Raw genomic sequence first — 15,383 nt, forward strand, 5'->3', positions numbered from 1 at the left:
TTTGTCCGGTTTCCAGCAACGAACTATCGATCATTGCAGCCCTGCGTGCTGGCCCCCAAGGACCTCAGGATCGGACTCGAGGCTCGCCAGCCCCCGCATTGCAGGGACCTTCGCAAGAACCGGCAGGCAATTGACGACTGATTGGTCGGAAACTGAATGGGTGGGTGTCACAGATTATTAACGTACAACACTCATGTAATGGAAAAGAGATGCTAGCATAGAGCCACCAGTCGTCCTCAGCGTACCCCCTAACCAGTAGTCAGGATATGACCGAGCCAGAAGACCCCAGCCGCGAGCGCCTCAAGCATCACTTTGCCCAGCGGGTAATTCATCAAGCACGTCAGATTCTTGAGATATGGCAACGCCTGCAACGCAATGAATGGTCGATCCAGGAGCTGGCGGAACTGAGCGAGGCCAACCTGCGACTGTTACGCTTCGCTGAACGCTTCGAACAACCGGAGCATTCGCAACTGGCGCGTCACATCGGCTTGTCGCTGGAGGCTGTCGACGCCAATCGCGGTCGCCTCAGCAGCAGCCTGATCAGCGACCTCAATCGACTGATGCAACGCCTGTCGCGCACCGGCCTGCGCCATGGTGATCAGCTGGACCAAACGTTCCTGCCGCCCTTGCGCAAACCCGTCTATGTGATGCTGCAGGATCATGACCGTGCCGAGCGACTGGCCAAGCAGCTGGAGTTTTTCGGGCTCAGTGCCCAGTCCCTGGAGAGCGTGCCGGCATTCCGCTCATCAATGGTCGAGCGCCTACCAGCCGCCATCGTCATGGACGTTGACTTCAGCGGCCCTGGCGTCGGCCTGAAATTGGCGGCCGAAGCCCAGGAAGGTCTCGACCAGCGTTTGCCGCTGCTGTTTTTCAGCCTGCATGAAACCGACACCCCGACCCGCCTCGCCGCTGTGCGCGCCGGCGGCCAGGAGTTCCTCACCGGCACCCTTGAAGCGTCGAGCCTGCTGGAAAAAATTGAAGTACTGACCTGCGTCGCCCAGTACGAGCCCTATAAAGTGCTGATCATCGACGACTCGCGCGCCCAAGCCTTGCACACCGAGCGCCTGCTCAACAGCGCAGGGATCATCACCCGGACACTGATCGAGCCGATCCAGGCCATGGCCGAACTGGCGGACTTTCAACCGGACCTGATCATCCTCGACATGTACATGCCGGCCTGCACCGGTACGGAACTGGCCAAGGTGATCCGCCATAACGACCGCTATGTCAGCGTACCGATCATTTACCTGTCGGCCGAGGACGACCTGGACAAGCAACTCGATGCCATGAGCGAGGGCGGCGACGACTTCCTGACCAAACCCATCAAGCCCCGGCACCTGATCACCACCGTGCGTAACCGGGCGGCACGGGCACGCAACCTCAAGGCGCGGATGGTGCGCGACAGCCTCACCGGCCTGTACAACCACACGCACATCCTGCAATTGCTCGAAGACTGCTGCTTTCGCGCTCGCCGCGAGGGCAAGCCGCTGAGCTTTGCGATGCTCGACATCGACCACTTCAAACGCGTCAACGACAGCCACGGCCATCCCATGGGCGATCGGGTGATCAAGAGCCTCGCGCTGTTCCTCAAACAGCGCTTGCGCAAGACCGACTTCATTGGCCGTTACGGTGGCGAAGAGTTCGCCATTGTCATGCCCGATACCGACCTTGAAGCTGCCGTCAAAGTGCTCGATGACATCCGCAAGCGTTTTGCCGAGATTCATTATCCCGCGCAACCACAGGACCTTTGGTGCACGTTCAGCGCCGGCGTGGTGGACCTCGGCGAACACTCCGACAGCCTGTTGATGGCCAGCCAGGCGGACGAGGCGCTGTACCGTGCCAAAGGCGCGGGGCGCAACCGGGTGCAGGCCTCCCGGACATCAAAGCAAAGTGCCACCTTTTCATCGGAACAGACCGAGACAGTCATAACCCTGTAACAGAAACGCAATAACTTCAGGCACTTACCATTCTGCCGTTGGTAGTCCTTGATGCGCCTGAAACTGCTAACCAATCTCAATACCCTTCTTTTAGTTGCCGTCTGCGTAGCGCTTGGCGCCACACTCTGGTGGTCGCAAAAAGCCCTCGAACGCCCCTATCTATTAATGGAGCGCTACCTGGGCTTGTCCCAGCAATTCCAGAGTGACGTGGCGCGCAACATCGAGGATTACCTCGCCAGTGGCGATGCGCTGCGCTTGAGCAGCGCCAGCCAGGCCATCGACAAACTGCACAAGGAACTCGGCGAGTTTCCACCGGCCCTGGCTGAAACCTTGCAGCCGAGCCTGACGAACCTGGATGAATTCAGCAAAACCGATCTGCTGGCCGCCGGCAAGCTCGCCGCTGACCCACAGGCCCTGCTCCTGCAAGCCGAACGCGAGTTGGGGGCCAGCCTTGATCAACTCAGCCAGTACGCCAGTGGCAACGCGAGCTACCTGACTCCGCTGCTCAGCGCCTCCCAGCACTTGGGCAAACTGTCACTGGCCCGGGACAAATTGGTCAGCAGCGGCCGCAGCGAACTGGCCGCCGATGTCGAGCGCGAAATCACCAACATCCGCGCACAGGCCGAACAGCTGGATGCCCTGCCGTTATTGGGCGTGGCGGCCAGCAGTGAATCGAACACCGATGATTTCGCCGCGATGATGGGCTTGGAGAACACCGAGAAAGCCGCCGCCGAAGACGCCGGCGTGGGGATCAAGCGTGAGCTCAACAGCCTGCTCGGCCGCTACCCTGCGGAACTTTCGCGCACCCGCGAGCAAATCCACAAACGCGCCGAACTCAGTGCCGCGACGCACCTGAAAATCGCCGCCGTGCAACAAGCCATCGCCGGGCTGGAGCCGGTGGTACGCGCCCAACACGGGGAGATCCAGAGTGAGGTGCGATTGATACAAGGGGTAATGATCGGCTTGATCCTGTTGATCGCCCTGCTGATCGACACCCTGCAACGACGCCTGGCCCGGACCCTGACCAACCTCGCACCAGCCTTGTCGACCTGGGCGGAAGGCGACTTCAGCCGGGACATCCAACTGGGTAACACCAATCGCGAACTGCATGACATCGAAGCCTCGCTCAACCGCTTGCGCGCCTACCTGGTGGACCTGGTGGGGACCATTCGTCGCAACGCCGAACAGGTCGCCGGCAGCAGTCGAACCCTGGCGGAACTGAGCAATGACCTGCACAGCGGCGCCGAACACCAGGCCGGCGACACGGCAATGATTCGAGACTCCCTTGGCGAACTGGAGGCGACCATCCAGCAAGTCGCCGGCGACGCCAGCCAGGCCGCCGAGGCCAGTCGCCATGCTGGCCAGGCGGTCGAACATGGCCAGAAAGTCATTGGCCTGAGTCTTACCGGCCTGCATGCCCTGGTAGGAGAAGTGCAAGGCAATGCGCAGATGATCGAGCACCTGGCTGAAGAGTCCGCGACCATCGGTGGCGTGCTGACGGTGATCCGCTCGATTGCCGACCAGACGAATCTGCTGGCGTTGAACGCCGCCATCGAAGCGGCCCGGGCCGGTGAGATGGGCCGTGGCTTTGCTGTAGTGGCCGAAGAAGTGCGCTCGCTGGCACAACGCACCGCTGGGGCCACGGCCGAAATCCAGAGCCTGATCGCCGGCCTGCAAACCGCGGCGCGCCAATCGGTCGAAGGCATGCGCGCGCAGGTCGAGCATGCCGAAGCCACCGCCAACCAGGCGCAGGCGGCGGACGGTGCGCTGGATAGAATCGTCGGGGCAATCCAGACCATTTCCGATACCGCGGTACGCATCGCCGATGTCACTGCCCAGCAGAGCGGTGCCGTCAGTGAAATCCGCGATCACAGCGAGCGTATTCACCAGTTGGGTGGGGACAATTTGCTGCGTATCGGCCAGGGGCGTGAGCAGGGGGAGAATTTGATGGTGTTGGGTGGGCGCTTGCACACTGCCGTTCAGGCCTTCCGCGTCTGACTGCCCCCTCCTGATCGTTCCCATGCTCTGCGTGGGAACGATCACCTTGTCTCGCGCACTCGGCTATCATCCCCCCAATTCCGATACGCGAGATCGTCATGCGCCGTTTGCTTTACCTGCTGCTTTTAGTACTCGCCCTGCCTGCCACCGCCGGCGGTTTGCTGGAGAGTCGCCCCAGTTCGACCCTGGGCTCGATCAATAACAGTGCCGATTTCTTGCCGGTGCGCGAAGCCTTTCAGTTGAGCCTGGTAGAAAGCACGCCGCAATCGATCAAACTGCGCTTCGTCGCCACCGAGGGTTATTACCTTTACCGGCATCGTTTCCAGTTCCGCGCCGACCCGGCCGATGTCACCCTCGGCCCGGCGCAATTGCCCAAGGGCGAACAAAAGCACGATGAGTACTTCGGCGATGTCGAGGTTTACCGTGGCGTACTCGATGTAGAACTGCCGCGCACCGATCAACGCGCCTTCACGTTGATCGTGACCTACCAGGGCTGCGCCGACAAAGGCCTGTGCTATCCACCGGAAACCGAGCGCCTGGGCATCGACGGCAACGGCCCGACGACAACCCACGCCTGGAACTGGCGCGAGCTGGCACTATTTTTCCTGGCGGGCCTGGGACTGACTTTTACCCCGTGCGTGCTGCCAATGCTGCCAATCCTTTCCGGCGTGGTGTTGCGTGGCCAAGTCGGCGGCTGGCGTGGTTTCAACCTGTCGTTGGCCTATGTGCTGCCGATGGCCGCCTGTTTTGCATTGTTGGGCGCGCTCATGGGCTTGTTCGGCGCCCAACTGAATCTGCAGGCACGCTTGCAATCGGCCTGGGTGCTGGTGCCGTTCGCAATGTTTTTTGCGCTGTTTGCCCTGGCGATGTTTGGCGTTTTCGAACTCAAGTTGCCGCACGCCATCAGCAGTCGACTGGACCGTATTGCCGGCCGCACCGAAGGCGGTTCGCTGTGGGGCGCCGCGGTATTGGGCGTGGTTTCCAGCCTGTTGGTTTCGCCCTGTGTCTCCGCGCCGTTGGCCGGTGCGCTGCTGTATATCAGCGCCAGCGGCGATGCGCTGGGCGGCGGCCTGAAACTGTTCATGCTCGGCCTGGGCATGGGCGCACCGCTTTTGCTGGTGGCCACCGGTGGTGCCACCTGGTTGCCGAAAAGCGGACCGTGGCTGATCTACGTGAAAAACGCGATTGGCGTGTTGTTGCTGGGCCTGGCGATTGCCCTGCTCAGCCGAGTGCTGCCGGGGCAAATCACCTTGCTGCTGATCGGCCTGCTGGCCGCTGGCGTCGGGTTGTTCCTCGGGGCACTGGAGTTCGTCTACAAACCGCCGCGAAAACGCCTGGGCCAATTGCTCGGAATGTTCCTGCTGTTTTATGCGCTGGCCTGTTGGTACGGCGGTTTTAGCGGCCAGACCGATCCGTTCAACCCAATCGGCCAGTCATCCGTGGTGGTTGGCGAGGTGTCTACGCAAAAAAATAGCGCCTGGCAAACCGTCACCACCGCGACAGACCTCGACCGGGTGCTCGCCGAAGCCCGGGCGTCCGGCACGCCGGTACTGCTCGACTGGTACGCCGACTGGTGCATCAGCTGCAAAGTCATCGAACACCAGGTGCTTGACGATGCGATCGTCATCGAACGCCTGAAGGGTTATCGGCTGATCCGCTTTGACATCACGGCCAGCAACGCCGAACAACGCGCCCTCCTCGACCGCTACCAACTGTTCGGCCCTCCAGCCTTGATGTTTTTCGGCAAGGACGGTGTCGAACGTGTCGATGTGCGGGTTATCGGCGAGATCACTGCCAGGGATTTCGCCGATCGTGTCGCCAAGGCGAATGACCGGATTTAATCAGGCAGTCATATATCTCGCGCAAACATCGGTCATCGTGCTGCCTATTGCAGAGAACTGGACAGTCACAAAGGCTTTGCGGCATAGTCGCCGGGTTCTGACAAATGCACACGGATAACCAAGGAACAGCCGATGGCGACGCTACTTGTATTGCACGGACCCAACCTGAACCTGCTCGGCACCCGCGAACCGGGCACCTATGGCGCTACCACGCTGGCGCAGATCAACCAGGACCTGGAGCGCCGCGCCCGCGAAGCCGGCCATCATTTGCTGCACCTGCAAAGCAATGCCGAGTACGAATTGATCGACCGCATCCATGCCGCCCGCAGCGAAGGCGTGGACTTCATTCTGATCAATCCAGCAGCTTTTACGCATACAAGTGTCGCATTACGTGACGCGCTGCTGGCGGTGAGCATCCCATTCATCGAAGTGCATTTGTCTAACGTGCACAAACGCGAACCTTTCCGCCATCACTCTTACTTCTCCGACGTAGCGGTGGGAGTGATCTGCGGCCTTGGCGCCAGCGGTTACCGACTGGCCCTGGAGGCCGCCCTAGAGCAGCTTGAAAGACCGGCAACAGCTTGAACAACAAGCGTTAAGCGCCCCTGACCGACCCTTGGGAGTTGATGATTCATGGATATCCGTAAAGTTAAGAAACTGATCGAATTGCTGGAAGAGTCCGGCATCGACGAGCTCGAGATCAAGGAAGGCGAAGAGTCCGTACGCATCAGCCGTCATAGCAAGACCCCGGCCCAGCAGTACTACGCGCCGGCTCCTATGCCTGCTCCGGCTGCCGCGCCTGTCGCTGCCGCCGCTCCGGCTGCTGCTGCCGCACCTGCGGCTGCCGCCGCGCCAGCACTGAACGGCACTGTTGCCCGTTCGCCGATGGTCGGTACGTTCTACCGCAAGTCTTCGCCAACCTCGCCGTCCTTCGTGGAAGTCGGCCAGACCGTGAAGAAAGGCGACACCCTGTGCATCGTTGAAGCCATGAAGATGATGAACCACATCGAAGCTGAAACCAGCGGTGTGATCGAATCCATCCTCGTCGAAGACGGCCAGCCGGTTGAGTACGACCAACCGCTGTTCACCATCGTTTGAACCGCGGAGCGCCTTTGATGACTGCGAAGTTGGAAAAAGTTCTGATCGCCAACCGCGGTGAGATTGCACTGCGGATTCTGCGCGCCTGCAAAGAGATGGGCATCAAGACCGTCGCCGTTTATTCCAAGGCGGACAAGGAACTGATGCACCTGGGCCTGGCAGACGAATCCGTCTGCATCGGTCCTGCATCGGCGGCCCACTCTTACCTGCACATCCCGGCCATCATCGCCGCGGCCGAAGTGACTGGCGCCACCGCCATTCACCCGGGCTACGGTTTCCTTGCAGAAAACGCTGATTTTGCTGAGCAGGTCGAGAACTCCGGCTTCGCCTTCATCGGCCCGAAAGCTGAAACCATCCGCCTGATGGGCGACAAGGTTTCGGCCAAGCACGCGATGATCGCCGCCGGCGTTCCAACCGTTCCGGGCTCCGACGGCCCGCTGCCGGAAGACGAAGAAACCGCCCTGCGCATTGGTCGCGAAGTCGGTTATCCGGTGATCATCAAGGCCGCTGGCGGCGGCGGTGGTCGCGGCATGCGCGTGGTACACAAGGAAGAAGACCTGATTTCCTCGGCGAAACTGACCCGCTCCGAAGCGGGCGCAGCGTTCGGCAACCCGATGGTCTACCTGGAAAAGTTCCTGACCAACCCCCGTCACGTGGAAGTTCAGGTTCTGTCCGACGGCCAGGGCCAGGCTATCCATCTGGGCGACCGCGACTGCTCGCTGCAACGCCGTCACCAGAAGGTGCTTGAAGAGGCGCCGGCACCGGGCATCGACGAACAGGCTCGCCAGGAAGTTCTCGCCCGCTGCGTCAAGGCGTGCATCGACATCGGTTACCGTGGTGCAGGCACTTTCGAGTTCCTGTACGAGAACGGCCGCTTCTACTTCATCGAGATGAACACTCGTGTCCAGGTAGAGCACCCGGTTTCGGAAATGGTCACTGGCATCGACATCGTCAAGGAGATGCTCAGCATCGCCGCCGGCAACAAGCTGTCGTTCACCCAGGATGACGTGGTCATCCGCGGTCACGCGCTGGAATGCCGGATCAACGCCGAAGACCCGAAGACCTTCATGCCAAGCCCTGGCACGGTCAAGCATTTCCACGCACCAGGCGGCAATGGCGTTCGCGTCGATTCGCACCTGTACAGTGGTTATGCCGTTCCGCCGAACTACGATTCGTTGATCGGCAAGCTGATCACCTACGGCGCAACCCGTGACGAAGCCATGGCGCGCATGCGCAATGCGCTGGACGAGATCGTGGTCGACGGGATCAAGACCAACATCCCGCTGCACCGCGACCTGACCCGCGATGCTGGTTTCTGCGAAGGGGGCGTGAACATTCACTACCTCGAGCACAAGCTGGCTGGCGAGAAGCACTAAGCTTCGACCCGATCAACAAAGCCGCCTTCGGGCGGCTTTGTTGTTTCTGGACATTTCATCCGAACCACAACACATTCCCTGTTGGAGCGAGCCTGCTCGCGAAGAGGCCAGCACATTCAACATCAATGCTGACTGGCATGCCGTCTTCGCGAGCAGGCTCGCTCCCACAGGGCATGCATTGATGCTTGGGACCAAGCCACTCCCACAAAACCTCCGCGCTCGCGTAAACTTGCGCGCTTCTCGCAGACCGCTAGGCTGCAATCAATATTTTTCAAAGGTGCCCGCCATGCCTTGGCTGCAAGTCCGTCTCGCCATCAGCCCAGAACAAGCCGAAACCTACGAAGACGCGTTCCTTGAAGTGGGCGCCGTGTCGGTGACTTTCATGGACGCCGAAGACCAGCCGATCTTCGAGCCCGAACTCAACACCACGCCGCTGTGGTCCCACACTCACCTGCTGGCGCTGTTCGAAGGCGGCACCGAGCCAGGCCCGGTCCTGGCCCACCTTGAGTTGCTGACTGGCAGCCCGCTGCCCGAGCATCACAGCGAAGTCATCGAAGATCAGGACTGGGAGCGCAGCTGGATGGATAACTTCCAGCCCATGCGTTTCGGTCAGCGCCTGTGGATCGTGCCGAGCTGGCACGCAGCTCCCGAGCCAGACGCCGTGAACCTGTTGCTGGATCCGGGCCTGGCCTTCGGCACCGGCACTCACCCGACCACCGCCTTGTGCCTGGAATGGCTCGACGGTCAGGACCTCAAAGACTGCAACGTGCTGGACTTCGGCTGCGGTTCGGGGATTCTGGCGATTGCCGCGCTGCTGCTGGGCGCCAAGCAGGCCGTGGGCACCGATATCGACGTGCAGGCGCTGGAAGCCTCTCGTGACAACGCCGGGCGCAACGGCATCGCAGACGAGCTGTTCCCGCTGTACCTGCCTGAAGATCTGCCGCAGGTTCAGGCCGATGTGCTGGTGGCCAATATTCTGGCCGGACCGCTGGTTTCGCTGGCGCCGCAGTTGTCGGGCCTGGTCCGGCAGGGCGGTCGCCTGGCGCTTTCGGGCATTCTTGCCGAGCAAGGCGATGAAGTGGCCGCAGCCTATGCCAAGGATTTCGATCTGGACCCGATCGCCAATCGCGATGGCTGGGTGCGCATCACTGGCCGTCGGCGCTAGAATGGACGCCTGCATCTACCGGATCGCCGCATGACCGACAGCTTCGTCACCCAGTGCCCGCATTGCCAAACCAGCTTCCGCGTCAACCATGCCCAGTTGAGCGTGGCGCGCGGGGTTGTTCGTTGTGGCTCATGCTTGCAGGTGTTCAACGCCGCCAAGCAACTGCTGGAGCAGGCCGGCAAGGAAGCACCCGCGCCGACGCCAGCCCCATTGGAAACCGTCGAACCGCCGCCGCAGCGCGCCATCAGCCAGAAACAATGGAGCGCTGCCGAGCTGGATCTGGACAGTCTCGACCTGGACGAAGAACTCGCCCGGCTTGAACAGCGGGAAATCCAGCCGACCACCGAGTTCGGCCGACACCGCGAAGACACGCTCAGCGCTCGCCGCGATAGCGCCGAGCACGACGAAGCCCCATGGCCCGACAGCCTGTTCAGCGAATCGGCTGCCGATCGCGCCCAAGCGGCCGACACGCTTGACGCGCTTGACGTGCTTGATACACCGCAGCCACCGAACGAACCGTCGCGTACTGAACCGTCGCTATCACTGGAACCGGTGGATCTGGACGACGAACCGCAGCCCCCGCAGCTGCGCCTGAACGATCCGCTCGTCGCCCCGGTACATCACGAACGCATGACGGCGACCGCAGAGATCGATGACGACCTGCCTTCGATCGAGCCGCCGCGCAAGCGTCGCGAACGCAGCGAACCAGGGGTTCGTGCCGAAGTACTGCAGGACCTGACCGACGATCCGCTGCAACTGGATTGGCAGAAACGTCGCTCACCATGGGGTCGTCGACTGTTTTGGCTGTTGTTGATCCTGCTGGGGGCCGGCGCACTCGCAGGCCAATACGTCGCCTACCATTTCGACGAACTGGCGCGCCAGGACCAGTACCGCCCCTGGTTCCAGCAACTGTGCCCGCAAATCGGCTGCACGGTGCCCTCCAAGGTCGACATCGCGAAAATCAAGAGCAGCAACCTGGTGGTCCGCAGCCATCCTGAGTTCAGCGGCGCCCTGGTGGTCGATGCGATCATCTATAACCGCGCACCATTCTCGCAGCCTTTCCCGCTGCTGGAGCTACGCTTTGCCGATCTCAACGGCCACCTGATTGCCAGCCGCCGCTTCAAACCCGGCGAATACCTCAATGGCGATCTTGAAGGCAAGGTGGAAATGCCTCCGCAAACGCCAATCCACATCGCCCTCGACATCCTCGATCCTGGTGCCAAGGCGGTAAATTACAGCCTGAGTTTCCACTCGCCCGAGTGAAACGCTTCACTGACCGACAATTGACGACGACTTCCTGTCTTTGCCCGCCCGGACCAAACCGCTGGCAATAACAGAATAACTGTTCAGATTTTGTTCAATTCAGCCTTTATCCAGTCATCGAGAGCGGGTATCATGCCAACCCTTTTTCGAACTCTCATGATCCGGCCCCACACCAGGGAAGTCCTATGTCGGCGGTACGCATCGGTCCATATACATTACACAACGGCTTGATTCTCGCCCCGATGGCGGGTGTCACCGACCAACCCTTTCGCCAGCTGTGCAAGCGATTGGGCGCGGGGCTGGTCGTCTCGGAGATGGTCACCAGCGACATGAGTCTGTGGAACACCCGCAAGTCGCGCATGCGCATGATCCATGCAGGTGATCCCGAGCCACGCTCGGTGCAGATCGCCGGTGGTGACGCACAGATGCTGGCGGATGCCGCCCGGGCCAACGTCGAGCTGGGCGCACAGATTATTGATATCAACATGGGTTGTCCGGCCAAGAAAGTCTGCAACAAGGCAGCAGGCTCGGCACTGTTGAAAGATGAAGCATTGGTAACCGAGATCCTGCAGGCCGTGGTGGCCGCGGTCGATGTGCCGGTTACCCTGAAGATCCGGACCGGTTGGGACCGGGACAACAAGAACGGCCTGACGGTGGCGAAGATCGCTGAACAGGCAGGCATTACGGCCCTGGCGGTGCATGGACGCACCCGTGCCGACCTGTACACCGGTGAAGCCGAGTACGACACCATTGCCGCGATCAAGCAGGCCGTGTCGATGCCGGTCTTCGCCAATGGCGATATCGATTCGCCAGAAAAGGCCCGGTACGTGCTCGACGCGACGGGTGCCGATGGCCTGTTGGTAGGCCGGGCTGCCCAGGGGCGGCCATGGATTTTTCGCGAGATCGACCATTTCCTGCGTACCGGCGAGAAGCTCCCGGCGCTGGATCTGATCGAGGTGGAACGCATCCTGCTAGAGCATCTGGCTGCGCTGCACGCCTTCTATGGAGACGTGATGGGCGTACGCATTGCTCGAAAGCATGTGGGCTGGTATCTCGCAACCTTGCCGGGCGCCAGGGAGTTTCGCGCCCACTTCAATCGTTTGGATGGTACGGAAGCACAATGCGCCAACGTTCGGGAGTTCTTTGCCGGGCGTTACAAGAGCCTGACAGGGGACGGAGAGTGGGTGGCCGCATGACGATGATGACCGAGACTTTAGTGAGTGGAACAACGCCCGTGAGCGACAACGTGAATTTGAAACAGCACCTCAATACGCCAAGCGAAGAAGGCCAGACCCTTCGCGGGAGTGTCGAGAAGGCGCTGCACAATTATTTCGCCCACCTTGAGGGCGCTGCCGTCACGGATGTGTACAACCTGGTGCTCTCCGAAGTCGAGGCTCCCCTGCTCGAGTGCGTGATGAACTACGTCAAGGGCAACCAGACCAAGGCCAGCGAAATGCTCGGACTGAACCGGGGCACGCTGCGCAAGAAACTCAAGCAGTACGATTTGCTGTAAGCATTCAATCAAACCAGAAAGGCGCCCGCGTAAGACCGGTCGCCTTTTTTGCTGACTCCTTTGCTTTTGATGGAAATTGAGATGACCGACCAGACTACCCGCCTGCCGATCCGCCGCGCCTTGATCAGTGTTTCCGACAAGACCGGGATCCTCGAATTTGCCAAGGAGCTTGAAGCCCTGGGTGTCGAGATCCTTTCCACCGGCGGGACGTTCAAGCTGCTGCAGGACAACGGCGTTGCCGCAGTGGAAGTCGCGGATTACACCGGCTTCGCCGAAATGATGGACGGCCGGGTGAAAACCCTGCACCCGAAAATCCACGGCGGGATCCTCGGTCGTCGCGGTATCGACGACGCCATCATGAACGAGCACGGCATCAAGCCGATCGACCTGGTAGCGGTCAACCTGTACCCATTCGAAGCAACGATCTCCAAACCAGGTTGCGACCTGCCGACTGCCATCGAGAACATCGACATCGGCGGCCCGACCATGGTTCGTTCGGCAGCCAAGAACCACAAGGACGTGGCCATCGTGGTCAACGCCAGCGATTACGCCAGCGTCCTGGAAAACCTCAAGGCCGGCGGCCTGACCTACGCCCAGCGTTTCGACCTGATGCTCAAGGCCTTCGAACATACCGCCGCCTACGACGGCATGATCGCCAACTACATGGGCACCGTGAACCAGGCTGCTGAGACCCTCAGCACGGAAGGTCGCAGCGAATTCCCGCGCACCTTCAACAGCCAGTTCATCAAGGCCCAGGAAATGCGCTACGGCGAGAACCCGCACCAGAGCGCGGCGTTCTACGTTGAAGCCAAGCCTGCCGAAGTCGGCATCGCCACCGCGACCCAGCTGCAAGGCAAAGAGCTGTCCTACAACAACGTGGCCGATACCGATGCCGCGCTGGAATGCGTGAAGAGCTTCGTCAAGCCAGCCTGCGTGATCGTCAAGCACGCCAACCCGTGCGGCGTGGCCGTCAGCCCGGACGCCGAAGGCGGCATCCGCAAGGCTTACGACCTGGCCTACGCTACTGACACCGAATCGGCATTCGGCGGCATCATTGCCTTCAACCGCGAACTGGACGCCGAGACCGCCAAGGCCATCGTCGAGCGTCAGTTCGTCGAAGTGATCATTGCCCCGAGCGTCAGCGAAGAAGCCCGCGCCATCGTCGCCGCCAAGGCCAACGTGCGCCTGCTGGCCTGTGGCGAGTGGTCGGCCGATCGCGCTGCTGCCTGGGACTACAAGCGCGTCAACGGTGGCCTGCTGGTGCAGAGCCGCGACATCGGCATGATCAGCGCCGATGACCTGAAAGTCGTGACCAAACGTGCGCCGACCGAACAGGAAATCCATGACCTGATCTTTGCCTGGAAAGTTGCCAAGTACGTCAAGTCCAACGCCATCGTCTACGCCAAGAACCGTCAGACCATCGGTGTCGGCGCTGGCCAGATGAGCCGTGTGAACTCTGCGCGCATTGCTGCGATCAAGGCTGAACATGCTGGCTTGCAGGTAGCTGGCTCGGTAATGGCTTCCGATGCATTTTTCCCGTTCCGCGACGGCCTGGACAATGCGGCCAAGGTCGGTATCACGGCGGTGATCCAGCCAGGTGGCTCGATGCGTGATGCTGAAGTGATTGCTGCGGCGGATGAAGCCGGCATCGCCATGGTGTTCACCGGCATGCGCCACTTCCGTCACTGATTTCTTTGCTTGATCGTACCCACGCTCTGCGTGGGCACGCAGCCCGGGACGCTCCGCGTCCCTCGGACGCAGAGCGTCCGTAGAGGCGTTCCCACGCAGAGCGTGGGAACGATCAGTCCCTACAGAATTAGCGTCATCCGAGGTTTTTGAAATGAATGTTTTGATCATTGGCAGCGGTGGCCGTGAACACGCCCTAGCCTGGAAAGTCGCTCAGGATCCTCGAGTGCAGAAGGTGTTCGTGGCACCGGGTAACGCCGGCACTGCCATCGAAGCCAAATGCGAGAACGTCGCCATTGACGTACTGGCCCTTGAGCAACTGGCGGACTTTGCCGAGAAAAACGTTTCCCTGACCATCGTTGGCCCGGAAGTACCGCTGGTCGCAGGTGTTGTGGATCTGTTCCGCAGCCGCGGCCTGGACTGCTTCGGTCCGACCGCAGGCGCTGCTCAGCTTGAAGGTTCGAAAGCCTTCACAAAGGACTTCCTGGCTCGTCACAAGATCCCGACCGCCGACTACCAGAACTTCACCGAGATCGAGCCAGCCCTGGCTTATCTGCGTGAAAAAGGTGCGCCGATCGTGATCAAGGCCGATGGCCTGGCTGCCGGCAAAGGCGTGATCGTCGCCATGACCCTGGCCGAAGCAGAAGACGCCGTGCGTGACATGCTGGCAGGTAATGCCTTCGGCGACGCCGGTTCGCGCGTGGTGATCGAAGAGTTCCTCGACGGCGAGGAAGCCAGCTTCATCGTCATGGTCGACGGCAAGAACGTCCTGCCGATGGCCACCAGCCAGGACCACAAGCGCGTCGGCGACGGCGACACTGGTCCGAACACGGGCGGCATGGGTGCCTACTCCCCTGCCCCGGTTGTCACCAGCGAAGTACACAAGCGCGTCATGGACCTGGTGATCTGGCCGACCGTGCGCGGCATGGCCGAGGAAGGCAATGTCTACACCGGTTTCCTGTATGCGGGCTTGATGATCGACAAGGCCGGCAACCCGAAGGTCATCGAATTCAACTGCCGTTTCGGTGACCCGGAGACCCAACCCGTCATGCTGCGCTTGCAGTCGAGCCTGGTATTGCTGGTCGAAGCAGCCTTGGCGCAGGCGCTGGACAAGGTCGAAGCGCAATGGGATCCACGTCCGAGCGTCGGCATCGTCCTGGCCGCTGGCGGCTATCCTGGTGACTACGCCAAGGGTGTGGCCATCAATGGCCTGGATGCGGCGGCGGCACTGGACGGCAAAGTCTTTCACGCCGGTACCGCGCTCAAGGACGGTCAAGTCGTGACCGCTGGTGGCCGGGTGCTTTGCGCCACGGCCATGGGCGCCAGCGTCGATGAGGCGCAACAACAGGCTTACAAACTGGCGGCCAAAATCGATTGGGAAGGCTGTTTTTATCGCAAGGACATTGGCTACCGCGCCATTGCCCGCGAGCGCGGCGAACAGGAATAAGGCAACAATTGCGACAGGCAGGGGCTTACCCCCCTTGCCTGGCTATTCCGGCGCCGCGC

Annotated in this window: 11 protein-coding genes and 1 pseudogene; all 12 read left to right on the top strand. The window is 61.1% G+C overall.

All coding sequences use genetic code 11. From position 1 onward, the window contains the following. Nucleotides 1-266: 266 nt before the first annotated feature. The 12 genes and pseudogenes from AC1Q8Q_RS14245 to purD all read left to right on the top strand — a co-directional run bounded on the left by AC1Q8Q_RS14245 (nucleotide 267) and on the right by purD (nucleotide 15,324). Entirely contained in the window at nucleotides 267-1,937 is a 1,671-nt protein-coding gene (locus AC1Q8Q_RS14245) for a diguanylate cyclase (protein WP_492615170.1), read from the top strand. Between the two features lie 1,491 nt (nucleotides 1,938-3,428). Beyond that, nucleotides 3,429-3,935, top strand: a pseudogene (locus AC1Q8Q_RS14250) (methyl-accepting chemotaxis protein); the annotation flags it as partial. 98 nt (nucleotides 3,936-4,033) lie between these two features. After that, nucleotides 4,034-5,776, top strand: a complete 1,743-nt coding sequence (locus tag AC1Q8Q_RS14255) for a protein-disulfide reductase DsbD (RefSeq protein ID WP_020797555.1) — start codon at nucleotides 4,034-4,036, stop codon at nucleotides 5,774-5,776. Between the two features lie 132 nt (nucleotides 5,777-5,908). After that, nucleotides 5,909-6,361 (top strand): type II 3-dehydroquinate dehydratase, encoded by a 453-nt coding sequence (gene aroQ, locus AC1Q8Q_RS14260; protein ID WP_020797556.1) that lies wholly within the window; start codon nucleotides 5,909-5,911, stop codon nucleotides 6,359-6,361. A 48-nt stretch (nucleotides 6,362-6,409) separates the two neighbouring features. Beyond that, nucleotides 6,410-6,874: an acetyl-CoA carboxylase biotin carboxyl carrier protein gene (gene accB, locus AC1Q8Q_RS14265; protein WP_007971363.1), complete on the top strand. Its 465-nt coding sequence runs from the start codon at nucleotides 6,410-6,412 to the stop codon at nucleotides 6,872-6,874. Between the two features lie 17 nt (nucleotides 6,875-6,891). Continuing rightward, nucleotides 6,892-8,250, top strand: a complete 1,359-nt coding sequence (accC, locus tag AC1Q8Q_RS14270) for an acetyl-CoA carboxylase biotin carboxylase subunit (protein ID WP_020797557.1) — start codon at nucleotides 6,892-6,894, stop codon at nucleotides 8,248-8,250. A gap of 286 nt (nucleotides 8,251-8,536) precedes the next feature. Continuing rightward, the gene (prmA, locus tag AC1Q8Q_RS14275; protein WP_020797558.1) at nucleotides 8,537-9,415 is read left to right on the top strand and encodes a 50S ribosomal protein L11 methyltransferase; all 879 of its coding nucleotides are present in this window, start codon (nucleotides 8,537-8,539) and stop codon (nucleotides 9,413-9,415) included. A gap of 30 nt (nucleotides 9,416-9,445) precedes the next feature. After that, on the top strand, nucleotides 9,446-10,678 hold the full coding sequence (locus tag AC1Q8Q_RS14280) for a DUF3426 domain-containing protein (RefSeq protein WP_020797559.1): 1,233 nt from the start codon (nucleotides 9,446-9,448) through the stop codon (nucleotides 10,676-10,678). A 185-nt stretch (nucleotides 10,679-10,863) separates the two neighbouring features. Further along, nucleotides 10,864-11,874 (top strand): tRNA dihydrouridine synthase DusB, encoded by a 1,011-nt coding sequence (dusB, locus tag AC1Q8Q_RS14285; protein WP_020797560.1) that lies wholly within the window; start codon nucleotides 10,864-10,866, stop codon nucleotides 11,872-11,874. Continuing rightward, nucleotides 11,871-12,191 carry a DNA-binding transcriptional regulator Fis gene (fis, locus tag AC1Q8Q_RS14290; RefSeq protein ID WP_015093301.1) on the top strand — a complete coding sequence of 107 codons (321 nt, stop codon included), beginning with the start codon at nucleotides 11,871-11,873 and terminating at the stop codon, nucleotides 12,189-12,191. Before dusB ends, fis begins: the two co-directional genes overlap by 4 nt. Nucleotides 12,192-12,272: 81 nt before the next feature. Then, nucleotides 12,273-13,880 (top strand): bifunctional phosphoribosylaminoimidazolecarboxamide formyltransferase/IMP cyclohydrolase, encoded by a 1,608-nt coding sequence (gene purH / locus AC1Q8Q_RS14295; protein WP_020797561.1) that lies wholly within the window; start codon nucleotides 12,273-12,275, stop codon nucleotides 13,878-13,880. 151 nt (nucleotides 13,881-14,031) lie between these two features. After that, the gene (gene purD / locus AC1Q8Q_RS14300) at nucleotides 14,032-15,324 is read left to right on the top strand and encodes a phosphoribosylamine--glycine ligase (protein WP_020797562.1); all 1,293 of its coding nucleotides are present in this window, start codon (nucleotides 14,032-14,034) and stop codon (nucleotides 15,322-15,324) included. Nucleotides 15,325-15,383: the final 59 nt, after the last annotated feature.

This window comes from Pseudomonas sp. GW823-FHT06B06 (genome assembly GCF_058795195.1).